This window comes from Pseudomonas sp. MN1F (assembly GCF_009391885.1).
Taxonomy (GTDB): domain Bacteria; phylum Pseudomonadota; class Gammaproteobacteria; order Pseudomonadales; family Pseudomonadaceae; genus Aquipseudomonas.
On the sequence record NZ_VZII01000014.1, the window covers coordinates 203,772 to 218,233 of the forward strand.

Genomic DNA, 14,462 nt, shown 5'->3' on the forward strand with positions numbered 1-14,462 from the left:
TGGCGAGCCCATAGGGGCATGCGCGCTTCAGGCAGGCTCCAGTGCACGCTCTTCTTCGGCCACCACACGCTCGCACAACTCGATGATCTGCTCGCGCATCCAGCGGTTGGCCGGGTCCTGGTCGGTGCTTTCGTGCCAGTACAGGTGCGTCTCCAGCGGTGGCACCTCCACCGGCAGTGGCTGGAAACGCAGCTGGTGGCGGCGGGCAAAGCGCTCGGGCACGGTCATGGCCATGTCGGTCTGCTGCAGCACCTGCGAAGCCATCAGGTAATGCTGCGAGCGCAGCGCGACCTTGCGTTGCACGCCCATCTTGCCCAGTGCCAGGTCGACGTAGCCCAGGCCGTTGCGGCGGCTGGAGATATGGATGTGCGTCATGCCCAGGTAGTTGTCGAGGGTCAGCTTGGTATCGGCCAGCGGGTGGCCCTGGCGCAGCGCGCAGACATAACGGTCCTGCATCAGCTTGACGTGGCGCACCTGCGGGTCGGTGTTCAGCGGCGCGTCGACGGCGAAGTCCAGGCGCCCGGCGGCCAGTTCCTTGGTGGTTTCGCGGCGCTTGCACAGGAAGCTTTCGATCAGCACCGCCGGGGCCAGGCGCCGCAGGCGCTGGAACAGCGGTGGCAGGATCACCGCCTCGGTGAGGTCGGTCATGCTGATGCGGAACGTCTTGTTGGCCTGCTGCGGGTTGAAGATGCGGCTTTCCTGCACCGACGTGCGCAGTAGCGCCAGGGCATTGCGCACCGGGCCGATGATGTTCTGCGCCATGGGCGTTGGCACCATGCCCTGGGCGGTACGCACGAACAGCGGGTCGTTGAAGGTTTCGCGCAGCCGCGACAGGGCATTGGACACGGCCGGCTGGGTGATACCGACGATCTGCCCGGCGCGAGTCAGGTTGGCTTCGGTGTAGATCGCGTCGAAGACGATGAACAGGTTGAGGTCGACCTTGCTGAGGTTCATGGCGCCGCTCTTTGTTGGAATTATGGCTCGATCATATATCGGTTATGAATGTTTATACACGCTGAAAATAGACTAGGTAGATCGAGGCCCGCTGCTCTAGGCTCTGCCCATGTACTTCGAACCGTGAAGGTAACCCCGATGGATTTCGCCTATTCGCCCAAGGTCCAGGCACTGCGTGAGCGCGTCAGCGCCTTCATGGAGGCCTACGTCTATCCCGCCGAACCGGTGTTCGAGCGCCAGGTCGCCGAGGGCGACCGCTGGCAGCCAACGGCGATCATGGAGGAGCTCAAGGCCAAAGCTCGCGCCGAGGGCTTATGGAACCTGTTCCTGCCCGAGTCGGAGTACGGCGCCGGCCTGAGCAATCTCGAATACGCACCGCTGGCCGAGATCATGGGCCGTTCGTTGCTGGGGCCGGAGCCGTTCAACTGCTCGGCGCCGGACACCGGCAACATGGAAGTGCTGGTGCGCTATGGCAGCGAGGCACAGAAGCGCCAGTGGCTGGAGCCGCTGCTGCGCGGCGAGATCCGCTCGGCATTCGCCATGACCGAACCGGACGTGGCGTCCTCGGACGCGACCAACATGGCCGCTACCGCCGTGCGTGATGGCGACGAGTGGGTGATCAATGGCCGCAAGTGGTGGACCTCTGGTGCCTGCGACCCGCGCTGCAAGGTGATGATCTTCATGGGCCTGTCCAACCCCGACGGGCCGCGCCATCAGCAGCACTCGATGGTGCTGGTGCCGACCGATGCCGCGGGGGTGAAGATCGTCCGACCCTTGCCGGTGTTCGGTTATGACGATGCGCCGCACGGCCATGCCGAAGTGCTGTTCGAGAACGTGCGGGTGCCTTATGAGAATGTGGTCCTTGGGGAAGGGCGTGGTTTCGAGATCGCCCAGGGCCGCCTCGGCCCAGGCCGTATCCACCACTGCATGCGCTCGGTCGGCATGGCCGAACGCGCGCTGGAACTGATGTGCAAACGCTCGGTCGAGCGCACGGCCTTTGGCCGACCCTTGGCGCGCCTGGGCGGCAACGTCGACAAGATCGCCGACTCGCGCATGGAAATCGACATGGCGCGGCTGCTGACGCTGAAGGCGGCCTACATGATGGACACCGTCGGCAACAAGGTCGCGCGCAGCGAGATCGCGCAGATCAAGGTGGTGGCGCCGAACGTGGCATTGAAGGTGATCGACCGGGCGATCCAGATGCATGGCGGGGCAGGGGTGAGTGGTGATTTCCCGCTGGCCTACATGTATGCCATGCAACGCACCCTGCGCCTGGCGGATGGGCCGGATGAGGTGCATCGGGCGGCGATCGGCAAGTACGAGATCGGCAAGTATGTGCCGGTGGAGATGTTGCGCGGCGCAAGGTGATGCAAGCCTGTACCGGCCTCTTCGCGGCGAACGGCCGCGAAGAGGCCGGTACAGGTAAACCTCACACTTTCAGCTGTGGGTCGTTTTCCTTCTTGCCGGTCGCTACAGGTTCGCTGGCGCTCGGTGGCTGTTTCTCCCCCCGCGTCTTGATCAGCGAAACCACCACCCCACCCAGCAACAACCCGAACGTCACTCCCAACGACAGCAACGCCGGCACCTTGCCGACCATGCCGTGGTAGAAGATCTTGCAGCCAATGAAGATCAGCACCAGCGCCAGCGCATATTTGAGGTAGACGAACCGGTGCATCAGCGCCGACAGGGCAAAGTACAGCGAGCGCAGGCCGAGGATGGCGAAGATGTTCGAGGTGTAGACGATGAACGGGTCCTGGGTGATGGCGAAAATCGCCGGGACGCTGTCGACGGCGAACACCAGGTCGGCCAGCTCGATCAGCACCAGCGCCAGGAACAGCGGCGTTGCGTAACGCAGGGCCTGGCTTTCGCCGGGTGGCGTCAGGCGTACGAAGAAGTGCGAGCCGTGGATCTGGTCGGTCACGCGCATATGCCGGCGGACGAATTTCAAGATCGGGTTGTTGGCCAGGTCCGGGTGGCTGTCTTCCTTTGACAGGGCCATCTTCACCCCGGTGAACAGCAGGAAGGCGCCGAAGAGGTAGAGCACCCAGGCAAAGTTCTGCACCAGCGCCGCACCCACGCCGATCATGATCGCACGTAGCAACACCACCCCGAGAATGCCCCAGAACAGTACCCGGTGCTGGTAGCGGCGGGGGATGGCGAAGAAGCCGAAGATCATCGCCATGACGAACACGTTGTCCATCGACAGCGACTGTTCGACCAGGAAACCGGTGTAGAACTCCAGCGCCGACTGCGCGCCCAGTTCATGCCAGACCCACAGGCCGAACAGCACACCGACACTGAAATAGCCCGAATACAACAGCAGGCTTTCACGCATTTCGATCTCGCGGTCCTGGCGGTGCAGCACGCCCAGGTCGAGCACCAGCAAACCGATGACGATGGCCATGAACACCAGCCACAACCAGGTACTGGTACCGAGAAACGGGGTGGTGAGGAATGTCTGCAGAGCTGCCATGAGCCCCTCCTTGAATGTCGACGTTGCCAGTTAAGATCGCAACAGTGATCCGACATCACGGCTTGGCAGCCGTCAGAGGGGCCCGGTATCACATGGGCTTGAGCCTAGACCCGTTTCCCGGTGATGCCGAGTGCCGAGCTGTTACATTTCTTTGCCCGTCAGTAGACCCAGACTTCCACCCGGCGATTTCGCAAGCGGCCTTGTTCCCGGTCGTTGCCGGCGATCGGCAACTCATCGCCCATGCCGGTCACCTCCAGCACCTCGACGCCACCGCGCGCCAGTTCGCGACGCACGGCCTGGGCCCTCAGGCGCGACAGCAAGGCTGCACGGCCGGGCGTTTCCTTGGGGTCGCCGAAACCTACCAGCACCGCCTTGTTTTGCAACTTGCCGGCCTGGCGCAGGTATTCGCTGACCCGCTGCACATCGCGCAGTGCCTTGTTATCGAGGCTGGCGCTGCCTTCCTGGAAGCGGAAGTTGACGCTCAAGCGTTGCGCCTGCTGGGCCAGGCTGCGGTAGCGCGGCGGCAGGTCGGCCTGCGCCGGTACCGTTTGTGCGATCACCTGCTGCGAGACGAAGCCCTGTTCGGCGACGATGGCCTGGCCGGCCGGGCTCTGGGCGAAGTCTGCCAGCGCTCGCGCCTGGGGCTTGGCGTTGGCTGGCAGGTAGAAGTACAAGCGTCGTGACAACGGGTAGTCTTCACTGGCCACCAACTGACGATCCGGCAGCATGGCCGGCGCATCGCCCTCGGCCACCGCCAGTACCTTGGCCCCGTGCACGGCTGCCAGGCTGCTGAAGCCGATGGCCTGGCGGTCAGCGCCGACCCGCCCGGCCAGTGCTTCGCTGGACTCGAACCGCTGAGCCTGCCGGGCCAGTTCGTCATGCTGCGGCTCCAGCACCAGCGCCTTGAACGTTTCATAGGTCCCGGAGCGGTCATCGCGGGCATACAGGTGAATGTCCCCGCCGCTCACGCCCAGTTGCTCCCAGCGCAGGATCTGCCCGGAGAAGATCTGCGCCAGTTGCGCAGTGGTCAGTTGCGGCAGCGGGTTGTCGGGGTGGACGATGACGGCCACGCCATCCAGGCCGATGACCTGCTCGGCACTGGCCGAGCGCAGGTCGCCCAAGGCCTTGAGCTGGCGCATCTCGGCGTCGCTGATGGGGCGCGAGGCCGCGGCCAGGTCGGCGTTGCCCTGGCCCAGCGCGGTGAAACCAGTGCTGGAGCCATGCGCGGCGATGTCGATGCGCAGCGCCTGGCCCTGGGCATCGCGCGCGGTGATCACGGTTTCGTTCGCAACTGTGCCAGCTGACTGCCTTACCTCCGTCGCCTTTTGCGCCCACAGTTGCCCCTGCACCAGCGCCGGCAGCAGTGCCGCGCCAATGGTGTTGGAACCTTGCACACGCAGGTGGCCAGCTTCGGCCAGGGCCGTCAGCGGGAGCAGGGGAAGCAGCAGGAGCAGCAGGCGGAACATGCCGGGCGACCTTGTGGCATAGCGTTGCCCGGCAGATTACGACGCGGGGGTGACCGAAATGTGACAGCCAGGCCACCCACGCACCGGCATCAATGCGCCCCGGCCGACTTGCTCAGGTCGCTCTCTGCCCACTCGGTATAGATGCAGGCATCGGCCACCGCCCAGCGCACTTTCACGGTATCCCCCGGCTGCATCGGCATCCCGGCGGCAGACAGCGCTTTCACCGTCAGCTCGGTACCGCCTGCGGTCACCACATGGCAGGTCTGGCTCTCACCCAGGAACAGCACTTCGCCGACCTTGGCACTGACCTCGTTCCAGCCCGCAGGCAATGGCTCGCGCGCGGCCTGCTCGGCAGTCAGCGCCAAGGCTTTCTCCGGCCGCACCATGATCAGTGCATCTTGCTGTGCGCTGAGGCCTGGGGTCAGGCGAATCGCCACCGGTTGGCCTTCGAAACTGCCCGCACCGTTGCTGCTGGCCTTGATGCGCAGGAAGTTGGAGTTGCCCAGGAACGATGCGACAAAGGCATTCGGCGGGTTCTGATAGAGGTCGTAACCGGTACCCAGGCCGACGATCTTGCCATGGCTGAAGATGGCGATGCGCTGGGACAGGCGCATGGCTTCTTCCTGGTCATGGGTCACGTAGACGATGGTGATGCCCAGCCGGCGGTGCAGCTGGCGCAGTTCGTCCTGCAGGTCTTCACGCAGCTTCTTGTCCAGCGCACCAAGCGGTTCGTCCATCAGCAGGATGCGTGGCTCGTACACCAGCGCCCGGGCAATCGCCACGCGCTGCTGCTGGCCACCGGACATCTGCGACGGCTTGCGGTGGGCGAATTTCTCCAGCTGCACCAGCTTGAGCATGGCGTCGACGCGCTTGGTGATTTCGGCGGCGCCGAGCTTGCGGATGGCCAGCGGGAAGCCGATGTTGTCACGCACGTTCAGGTGCGGGAACAGTGAGTAGCGCTGGAACACCATGCCGATGTCGCGCTTGTGCGGCGGCACGTTGACCAGCGACTGGCCTTCGACCAGGATCTCGCCGCTGCTCGGCGTTTCGAAGCCGGCCAGCATCGATAGCGTGGTGGACTTGCCCGAGCCGCTGGAGCCGAGGAAGGTCAGGAACTCGCCGTCCTGGATCTCCAGGTCGAGGTTGTCCACGGCGGTGAAATCGCCGTAGTGCTTGTTCAGGCCACGCAGGCTGACCAGAGCCTTGCCGTGGGCGTTGTCTTTGATGACTGCACTCATTGTTGTTTTCTCCGCACGCTCAGGCGTTGACTTCGGTGCGCCGGCGCAAGGCGGCGGCAATGATCATGACAAGCAGCGACAGGCCGATCAGCAGGGTCGAGGCCACGGCGATCACCGGGCTCAGGTCCTGACGCAGGGTGGTCCACATCTTCACCGGCAGGGTCTGCAGGTCGGGGCTGGCCATCATCACGCTCAGCACCACTTCATCCCACGACACCAGGAAGGCGAACAGGCCACCGGCGATCATGCCCGGGCGAATCGCCGGGAAGGTCACCTTGAAGATTGCCTGCAGGCGCGAGGCGCCGCAGATCACCGCGGCATCCTCGATCGACTGGTCGAACAGCTTCAGCGAGTTGATGATCGAGATGATGGTGAAGGGCAGGGCGACGATCACATGGCTGACCACGAAGGCGAACAGCGTGCCGGTGTAGCCGAGCTTGAGGAACAGCGCGTAGACCGCCACGGCGATGATCACCAGCGGCACGATCATCGGCATGGTGAACAGCCCGTAGAGCATTTCGCGGCCAGGGAAGCGGCCGCGCACCAGGGCGAAGGCGGTGGGCAGGCCCAGCAGCACCGCGGCAATGGTGGTCAGTACGGCGACCTTGAGGCTGGCCAGGGCGGCGTCCATCCACTCCGGGTTGGAGAAGAACTGGCCGTACCACTTGAAGGTCCAGCCCGGTGGCGGGAACACCAGCCACTGGGACGAGCCGAACGACAGCAACACGATGAACACCACCGGCAGCAGCAGGAAGGCCGCGATGACCCCGGTGGTCAGGTACAGGCCCGTACGCAGCGGGCGGCCCATGGCATTGGGAGACAGGAGCATGGCGGTTTACCTCGCGTTGCCAACCGGGGATTCCGGCTGCAGCTTCAGGTACAGGTAGAAGAGCACCAGGGTGATCACCACCAGCAGTGCGGCGGCAGCGCTGGCCAGGCCCCAGTTGAGGAACGACTGCACCTGCTGAATGATGAATTCAGGCAGCATCATGTTCTGCGCCCCGCCGAGCAGGGCCGGGGTGACGTAGTAACCGAGCGACATCACGAACACCATCAGCGCCCCGGAGAACAGCCCCGAGCGGCACAGCGGCAGGAACACCTTCCAGAAGTTGGTCCACGGGCTGGCCCCGCAGATGGAGCCTGCCTGCAGCACCATCGGGTCGATGGCGTGCATGGTCGCCTGCAGTGGCAGCACGATGAACGGGATCATGATGTAGCTCATGCCGATCACCACGCCGGTGAGGTTGTGCACCATTTCCAGCGGGGTATCGATGATGCCCATGGCCATCAACGCCTTGTTGATCACTCCCGAGCTCTGCAGCAGCACCAGCCACGAGTAGGTGCGTGCCAGCAGGCTGGTCCACATCGACAGCAGCACGATGTTCAACAACCAGCGGCCCCAGCCCTTGGGCACCAGGGTGATCGCCCAGGCCAGCGGGAAGCCCAGCAGCACACTGATCAGGGTGACCACGCCGGCCACCGAGAAGGTGTTGAACAGCACCCGTGCATAGGCCGAGTTGGCGAACAGCTGCTCGTAGTTGCCCAACCCCGGCGTTGGCTCCAGCACCCCGCGCAGCAACAGGCCGACCAGCGGGGCGAAGAAGAACAGGCCGAGGAACAGCAGGGCCGGCAGCAGGTTGCGGCTGCCTTTCCAGCGCTGGCTCAGGCTCACGCGGCGTGGGGCCGTTCCCGGGGCGCCGGTGCCCGTGGGGGCACCTTGCGCGTTATGCAGGGCGTTGATGGCGACTTTCATTTGACCAACCACTCATTCCAGCGGGCGGCGATGGCCTGGCCGTTTTTCGCCCAGTAGGCGAAGTCCAGGGTGACCTGATCCTGGGCATAGGCGGTCGGCAGGTTTGGCGCGAGTTTCTCGTCCAGCTTGGCCACGCTGTCGACGTTCACCGGGGCGTAGGCGGTCTTGTTGGCGAACGCGGCCTGGCCTTCGGCGCTGCTGGCATTGGCCAGGAACTTCATGGCCGCGTCCTTGTTCTTCGAGCCTTTCGGGATGACCAGGAAGTCGGCCATGACCAGGTTCTGCTTCCAGCTCACGCCCACCGGTGCACCGTCTTGCTGCAGGGCATAGACGCGGCCGTTCCAGAACTGGCCGAGCGACGCTTCACCCGAGGCCAGCAGCTGTTGCGACTGGGCACCGCCGCCCCACCAGACGATGTCTTTCTTGATGGTGTCGAGTTTCTTGAAGGCGCGGTCCAGGTCCAGCGGGTAGAGGTCCTTGGGCGCTACGCCGTCGGCCAGCAGGGCCAGTTCCAGTACGCCGGGGCTTGGCCATTTGTACAGCGCGCGTTTGCCGGGGTAGGTCTTGGTATCGAACAGCGCGGTCCAGTCGACTGGCTTGTTGGCACCGAGCTTGCCTTCGTTGTAACCGAGCACGAAGGAGAAGAAGAACGAGCCGACGCCGTGGTCGGAGACGAAGCGCGGGTCGATCTTGTCGCGTTTGATCTGGTTGAAATCGAGGGGTTCGAGCAGGCCTTCGCTGGCGGCGCGCAGGGCGAAGTCGGCTTCGACATCGACCACGTCCCATTGCACGTTGCCGCTCTCGACCATGGCCTTGAGTTTACCGTAGTCGGTGGGGCCGTCCTGGACGACTTTGATGTCGGTGTTTTTGCTGAAGGGGACGGCCCATGCTTCTTTCTGGGCGTCCTGGGTGGTACCGCCCCAGCTGACGAAATTCAGGCTGTCAGCGGCCTGGGCGGCCTGACATGCCAGGGTCAGCAGGCTGGCGGACAGCACTGCGGTTACACGTTTGCTCAACAGCATGGTTACGCCCTCGTTGCTTTTGTTATTCGAGGCGGGGCTTCTGGTGCGCCCGCCAACAGTATTCGGGGAGCAGCTAAAACAAAGTGTCTGGTGGCCGTTTGTAATTGTAGGTGCCGGCCTGCAGATTCAAGGTCTACGGGATATCATATTATGGTATTCCAAACTTTTGGCAAGAGGTATGAGGCTACCGGCCATCACTCCGTCCTGAGCGGCAAGCTTCAAGCCGCGAGGTGCAAGCAAAAAAAAGCGGATCGCGCATTTACGCAGATCCGCTTTTCACTTGAGGCTTTCAGCTTGAAACTTGTGGCTCAAAGGGAATGCTCTGCACGACCTCCAGCTCATAACCCGCCAACCCTGCATACTTCAGCGGCGGGCCCAGATGGCGCAGCTTGCCCACGCCCAGGTCCTGCAGTATCTGCGCCCCGGTACCGACCTCCGAATACACCTTCGACTGCCCGCGCTGATAAGGCCGCACCGGCTGGGTCAGCTGCGGCACGCGTTCGAGCAGGGCCTGGGAGGATTCGTGGTTGGCCAGGATCACCACCACCCCGCAACCTTCCTCGGCCACCTTTTGCAGCGCCGCCCACAGCGTCCAGTTGGCGGGGCCTGCGTACTCGGCACCGACCAGGTCGCGCAGCGGGTCGATCACGTGCACCCGCACCAGGGTCGGCTGCTCACGGCGGATATCGCCCATGACCATGGCCATGTGCACGCCGCCTTCAATGCGGTCCTCGTAGGTCACCAGGCGGAACGTACCGTGCACCGTCGGCAGTTCACGCTCGCCGATGCGCTTGATGGTCTGTTCGGTGCTCAGGCGGTAGTGGATCAGGTCGGCGATGGTGCCGATCTTGATACCGTGCTGCGCGGCGAACACTTCCAGGTCCGGGCGGCGGGCCATGGTGCCGTCATCGTTGAGCACTTCGACGATTACCGAGGCCGGGGCGAAACCGGCCAGGCGGGCCAGGTCGCAACCGGCTTCGGTGTGCCCGGCACGGGTCAGCACGCCGCCTTCGCGGGCGCGCAGGGGGAAGATGTGGCCAGGCTGCACCAGGTCTTCGGGGCGGGCATCGGCTGCCATCGCGGCGGCCACGGTACGCGCCCGGTCGGCGGCGGAAATGCCGGTGGTGACACCGCTGGCGGCTTCGATCGACACGGTGAAGGCGGTGCTGAACACGCTGCCGTTGGCCGGTACCATCTGCTCCAGGCCCAGGCGCTGGCAGTGCTCGTCGGTCAGGGTCAGGCAGATCAGGCCACGCGCTTCGCGGGCCATGAAGTTGATGGCCTGGGCGTCACAGCGCTCGGCGGCGATCAGCAGGTCGCCTTCGTTTTCCCGGTCCTCGTCGTCCACCAGCAGGACCATCTTGCCTTGCCGGTAATCCTCGAGAAGTTCCTCGATGGTGTTGAAAGCCATGTTGCACGCTCACTGTGGTGGGGTGATTATTATGGTATACCATCATACACAAATAGCGTTACTACAGGAGAACCCGCGGATGAAGGCCTACTGGATCGCCCACGTCGACGTCACCGACCCCGAGCAGTATCAGCAGTACACCCAGCGCGCCCCCGCTGCCTTCAAGGCATACGGTGGCCGCTTCCTGGCCCGCGGCGGGCGCAGCGAGGCAATGGAGGGGCGGCCCACTCCACAGCGTAGCGTGGTGATCGAGTTCGATTCGTATGAGCAGGCGGTGGCGTGCTACCGGTCGGAGCTTTACCAGGAGGCCTGCAGCCATCGCCAAGGGGTGGCGATGGCTGAGGTGATCATCGTCGAAGGGTTCGAACCTTAAGAACGAGCGCCGCTCGCTCCACAGGATTGCGCTGTACCTGTAGCAGCGAGCGTAGCGCGCGATGAGGCCGATCCTGCTTACGGCATGCCAGGCAATTCATGCGGCCGCAGGTCGAACACCAGCACCTCGGCATCCACCCCATTGCCCAGCTCCAGCAGCTGTTCCTGGCGCACCCGCACGCCGTCCCCTTCCTTGAGCACCTGGCCATTGAGCTCGATGCTGCCGCGAGCCACATGCACATAGGCATGGCGGTTGTCCGGCAGGGCCAGCGTCGCGTGTTCTGCGCCATCGAAGAGCCCGGCATACACCCGTGCGTTCTGCTGAACCTGCAATGACCCCTCGGCACCGTCTGGCGAGATGATCAGGCGCAACTTGCCGCGTTTCTCCTCGGCACTGAAGTGCTGCTGCTGATAGCGCGGCGTCGCCCCTTTGACGTTGGGCACGATCCAGATCTGCAGGAAGTGCACCGGCTGCGTCTGGCTGTGGTTGAACTCGCTGTGTGCCACACCATGGCCGGCGCTCATCAGTTGCACATCGCCCGGGCGGATCACCGAGCCGGTGCCCAGGGTGTCCTTGTGCTCCAGCGCGCCTTCGAGCACGTAGGAGAAAATCTCCATATCGCGGTGCGGGTGCTCGCCAAAGCCCTCGCCAGGGATGACGCGGTCGTCGTTGATCACCAGCAGGTCGGAAAAACCTTGCTCGTCCGGGTTGCGGTAATGGCCGAAGGAGAAGGTGTGGAAGGATTTCAGCCAGCCATGGAAGGCCAGGCCGCGGTCTTGGGCGTTACGGACGGTGAGCATGGGGAATTCTCCTTGAAATGCCGGAGCTGAAAGGGCTGTCGGCTGTTGATGGGAGAAGCTTACTGTCAGTTTTTATGCTGAAAAATAGGGTTTGTTTGGTTTCAGTGTCTCCTTTTCGGTGACAATTTGGTCGTGCTTGGGGGTGTTCACCTTGAGGGTTTCGGCGCTCGATCTGATGGGCGCTGTAAATCTTGGGCAGGCACCTCTATGCCCAAACGCGAAAAGCAAAAATACCCGCCTAAGCGGGTATTTTCGTATCTCTCAGATCACTGCAGATGCACTTTCAACTCCCCAGCCGCCTGACGCATCGCTGCTTTCACAGCCGGCACCTGGCTCAGCGGATTGAGCAAGCCATAGTCATGAATCATGCCGTTGTAGCGCACCGAGGTCACCGTCACGCCTGCCGCATTCAGCTTGCGGGCATACGCTTCACCCTCATCGCGCAGCACATCGAACTCGGCGGTTTGCACCAGCGCTGGCGGCAAGCCTTTCAACTGTTCACTGCTAGCCCGCAGCGGCGAGGCGTAGATCTCTGCCCGTGCCTTGGCATCAAGGGTGTAGTTGTCCCAGAACCATTTCATCATCCCGGTGGTGAGGAAATGCCCCTCGGCAAACTGCTGGTAAGACGCAGTCTCGAAGCTGGCATCGGTCACCGGCCACAGCAGCAACTGGAAGCGCAGGGCTGGCGTGCCGGCCTCTTTGGCCTTGAGCGCAACTACCGCTGCCATGTTACCGCCGACGCTGTTGCCGGCCACGGCCAGGCGCTTGCCGTCGACACCGATCTCCTTGCCGTGCTCGGCCACCCATTGGGTTGCGGCGTAAGCCTGGTTGATTGCCGTCGGGTAGTGCGATTCAGGCGATGGGGTGTAGTCCACATAGACCGCCACCGCGCCCGAGCCGACCACCAGGTCGCGGATCAGCCGCTGGTGGGTCGGGAAGTCGCCAAGCACCCAGCCACCGCCGTGGAAGAACATGAACACCGGCAGCTCACCTTTGACATGGGCCGGGCGCACCACCTGCAGTTTGATCGACTGGCCGTTGGCCTGAATGGTGCGTTGCGTGACCTCGATACCGGACAGGTCGACCTTCACCGAAGCCTGGGCACCGGTCAGCACGGCGCGGGCGTCTTTCGGGCTGAGCTGTTCAAGCGGCTTGCCGCCACCTTGCTCCAGCGCTTCGAGGAAGGCCTGGGTGTGCTGTTCGACGCCTGGGCTGCCAGCGGCGAAGGCGCTGGACACGGACAGGGCGAGGAGCGAAGCGGTAAGAGCTTTGTGGACAATGTTCATGAGCGAATCCTTTTCTATGTAAGTGCTGGTAATGGGCGTCTTGCCTGGCCTTCAGGGCCATCGCTGCGACCTGTGTGTAGAGTAAGAAGATGCATTGGCGGGAAAAAGCCGCTATAAAGCGTTTGACTGTCATCAAGAGCGAGACAATGAACCCCTACGAAGACATGCGCATCTTTGCCCAGGTCATGGAGGCCGGCAGTTTCACCGCCGCTGCCGACCGCCTGGGCATGTCCAAGCAATCGGTCAGCCGCCGCCTGATGCAGCTCGAAGAGCGCCTCGGCGTGCGCCTGCTCAACCGCTCCACCCGCCGCCTGGACGCCACGCCGCTGGGCCAGCACTACTACCAGTCGGCGCTGCGCCTGCTGGGCGAGGTGCAACAGGTGGAACACGACATCAGCGGCCAGGCCCAGGCCCTGCGCGGCACCTTGCGCGTGAGTGCGCCGCTGTCGTTCGCCATGGCCCACCTGGGCTGCGTGCTGACCGAGTTTCTGCAGTTGCATCCGCAGGTGGATGTGGAGGTGGACCTGAGCGACCGCCCGGTGGACCTGATCGGCGAGGGCTATGACCTGGCGCTGCGTATCGGTGCGCTGGAGGACTCCAGCCTGATTGCCCGGCGCATTGCCGATGTCGAGCGGGTGTATTGCGCGAGCCCGGGGTACCTCGAAGCTCGTGGCGTGCCAGCGAAACCGGAAGACCTGGCCGGGCATGATTGCCTGCCCTATGGGCATTCGCGGCAAGTGCAGTGGCAGTTCCGCCAGGGCGGCAAGACCCAGGCGATTCAGGTGAGCGGGCGGATGCGGGCGAATAACGGCGAGTTGCTGCGGGACGCGGCGATTGCCGGGATGGGGGTGACCTATCTGCCGACTTTCATCGTCGGGCAGGCGCTGGCGGATGGGCGCTTGGTGACAGTGCTGGATGAGTGGGTGCCGCCAGCGTTGCAGTTGTCGGCGGTGTACCCGCAGCACCGACAGGTGGCGCGGCCGGTACAGGGGTTTGTCAGTTTCCTGCGCGAGCGGCTGACTCAACTCTGAAACCGCGTTGGCTTCTTCGCGGGTGAACCCGCGAAGAAGCCAGTGCAGGTCAAATCATCAACTGATCCACCCCCACCCACCCGCCATCGAACTCATCCATGGCATCCAGCATCGCCTCCTGAAAATAGGCTAGCGATGCCCGGTCGAACAGCAACTGCAACGCCGGCAATTCATCACTGCCGACATTCACCACGATCACATTGATCCGCGCCGCCGAGGTCTGCGCCACGGCACCGACGGGAAACGCCTGCAGACGCAAATCGACCCCGCACAACTTGGCCATCACCGCACTGCAATACTCCCCCGACAACTGCAACCAGGCATGGCTGTCCTGTCGCGGCAGCAGATAGTTGCGCCGGGCATCCTGCACCCATGTCTGTTCTTCTTCAGCTACCCGTGCGCCCTGGTCGGCAAAGCTGCCCAGCAACAGGTACTCGCTGGCCGACAGGCGTGCGACCCAGCCGCCGTCATCCTGGCGCAAGGCCTGGTTGGGCAGCGTTGGCAAACGGTAGCCACGCTCTTCCAGGTACACCGCACTGTCCCCCCCGCGAAACCCGACCCGCGCCAGTTCGGTCAGGTCGGTCAGCGCACAGCTGTGTAACAGCTCGGCCCGCGGGCTGCGTGGGATGAAGGCTTCAGCTTTCAGGCTGGTCAT

The 14,462-nt window shown here is 63.7% G+C and carries 14 protein-coding genes; 3 read left to right on the forward strand and 11 right to left on the reverse strand.

The window, feature by feature from the left end; all coding sequences use genetic code 11:
• Positions 1–27: 27 nt before the first annotated feature.
• Positions 28–954: a LysR family transcriptional regulator gene (locus F6X59_RS09865; RefSeq protein WP_152956080.1), complete on the reverse strand. Its 927-nt coding sequence runs from the start codon at positions 952–954 to the stop codon at positions 28–30.
• Between the two features lie 138 nt (positions 955–1,092).
• Between F6X59_RS09865 and F6X59_RS09870 the strand changes: the two genes are divergently transcribed.
• On the forward strand, positions 1,093–2,322 hold the full coding sequence (locus F6X59_RS09870) for an acyl-CoA dehydrogenase (protein WP_152956081.1): 1,230 nt from the start codon (positions 1,093–1,095) through the stop codon (positions 2,320–2,322).
• Between the two features lie 61 nt (positions 2,323–2,383).
• On the opposite strand, the gene F6X59_RS09875 is transcribed toward F6X59_RS09870, so the two are convergent.
• The 7 genes from F6X59_RS09875 to ribBA all read right to left on the reverse strand — a co-directional run bounded on the left by F6X59_RS09875 (position 2,384) and on the right by ribBA (position 10,317).
• Positions 2,384–3,427 carry a TerC family protein gene (locus F6X59_RS09875; protein WP_152956082.1) on the reverse strand — a complete coding sequence of 348 codons (1,044 nt, stop codon included), beginning with the start codon at positions 3,425–3,427 and terminating at the stop codon, positions 2,384–2,386.
• A gap of 158 nt (positions 3,428–3,585) precedes the next feature.
• On the reverse strand, positions 3,586–4,893 hold the full coding sequence (locus tag F6X59_RS09880) for a substrate-binding domain-containing protein (protein WP_152956083.1): 1,308 nt from the start codon (positions 4,891–4,893) through the stop codon (positions 3,586–3,588).
• 89 nt (positions 4,894–4,982) lie between these two features.
• Positions 4,983–6,131, reverse strand: coding sequence for an ABC transporter ATP-binding protein (locus F6X59_RS09885; RefSeq protein ID WP_152956084.1), 1,149 nt, complete (start codon positions 6,129–6,131; stop codon positions 4,983–4,985).
• 19 nt (positions 6,132–6,150) lie between these two features.
• The gene (locus tag F6X59_RS09890; RefSeq protein WP_152956085.1) at positions 6,151–6,960 is read right to left on the reverse strand and encodes an ABC transporter permease; all 810 of its coding nucleotides are present in this window, start codon (positions 6,958–6,960) and stop codon (positions 6,151–6,153) included.
• Between the two features lie 6 nt (positions 6,961–6,966).
• Positions 6,967–7,884, reverse strand: coding sequence for an ABC transporter permease (locus tag F6X59_RS09895; RefSeq protein ID WP_152956086.1), 918 nt, complete (start codon positions 7,882–7,884; stop codon positions 6,967–6,969).
• Positions 7,881–8,906: a polyamine ABC transporter substrate-binding protein gene (locus F6X59_RS09900; RefSeq protein ID WP_152956087.1), complete on the reverse strand. Its 1,026-nt coding sequence runs from the start codon at positions 8,904–8,906 to the stop codon at positions 7,881–7,883. The genes F6X59_RS09895 and F6X59_RS09900 overlap by 4 nt, the downstream gene beginning before the upstream one ends.
• A gap of 289 nt (positions 8,907–9,195) precedes the next feature.
• On the reverse strand, positions 9,196–10,317 hold the full coding sequence (ribBA, locus tag F6X59_RS09905) for a bifunctional 3,4-dihydroxy-2-butanone-4-phosphate synthase/GTP cyclohydrolase II (protein WP_152956088.1): 1,122 nt from the start codon (positions 10,315–10,317) through the stop codon (positions 9,196–9,198).
• A 79-nt stretch (positions 10,318–10,396) separates the two neighbouring features.
• Here ribBA and F6X59_RS09910 point away from each other — a divergent pair, with 79 nt between their 5' ends.
• Positions 10,397–10,690, forward strand: coding sequence for a DUF1330 domain-containing protein (locus F6X59_RS09910; RefSeq protein ID WP_152956089.1), 294 nt, complete (start codon positions 10,397–10,399; stop codon positions 10,688–10,690).
• Positions 10,691–10,767: 77 nt separating this feature from the next.
• On the opposite strand, the gene F6X59_RS09915 is transcribed toward F6X59_RS09910, so the two are convergent.
• Positions 10,768–11,490, reverse strand: a complete 723-nt coding sequence (locus tag F6X59_RS09915) for a pirin family protein (protein WP_152956090.1) — start codon at positions 11,488–11,490, stop codon at positions 10,768–10,770.
• A gap of 266 nt (positions 11,491–11,756) precedes the next feature.
• A complete protein-coding gene (locus tag F6X59_RS09920) occupies positions 11,757–12,776 on the reverse strand; it encodes an alpha/beta hydrolase (protein ID WP_152956091.1) in 1,020 nt (339 codons plus the stop codon).
• Between the two features lie 146 nt (positions 12,777–12,922).
• Between F6X59_RS09920 and F6X59_RS09925 the strand changes: the two genes are divergently transcribed.
• A complete protein-coding gene (locus F6X59_RS09925; protein ID WP_152956092.1) occupies positions 12,923–13,807 on the forward strand; it encodes a LysR family transcriptional regulator in 885 nt (294 codons plus the stop codon).
• Between the two features lie 49 nt (positions 13,808–13,856).
• Here F6X59_RS09925 and F6X59_RS09930 read toward each other — a convergent pair whose 3' ends face one another.
• On the reverse strand, positions 13,857–14,462 hold the full coding sequence (locus F6X59_RS09930; RefSeq protein WP_152956093.1) for a sarcosine oxidase: 606 nt from the start codon (positions 14,460–14,462) through the stop codon (positions 13,857–13,859).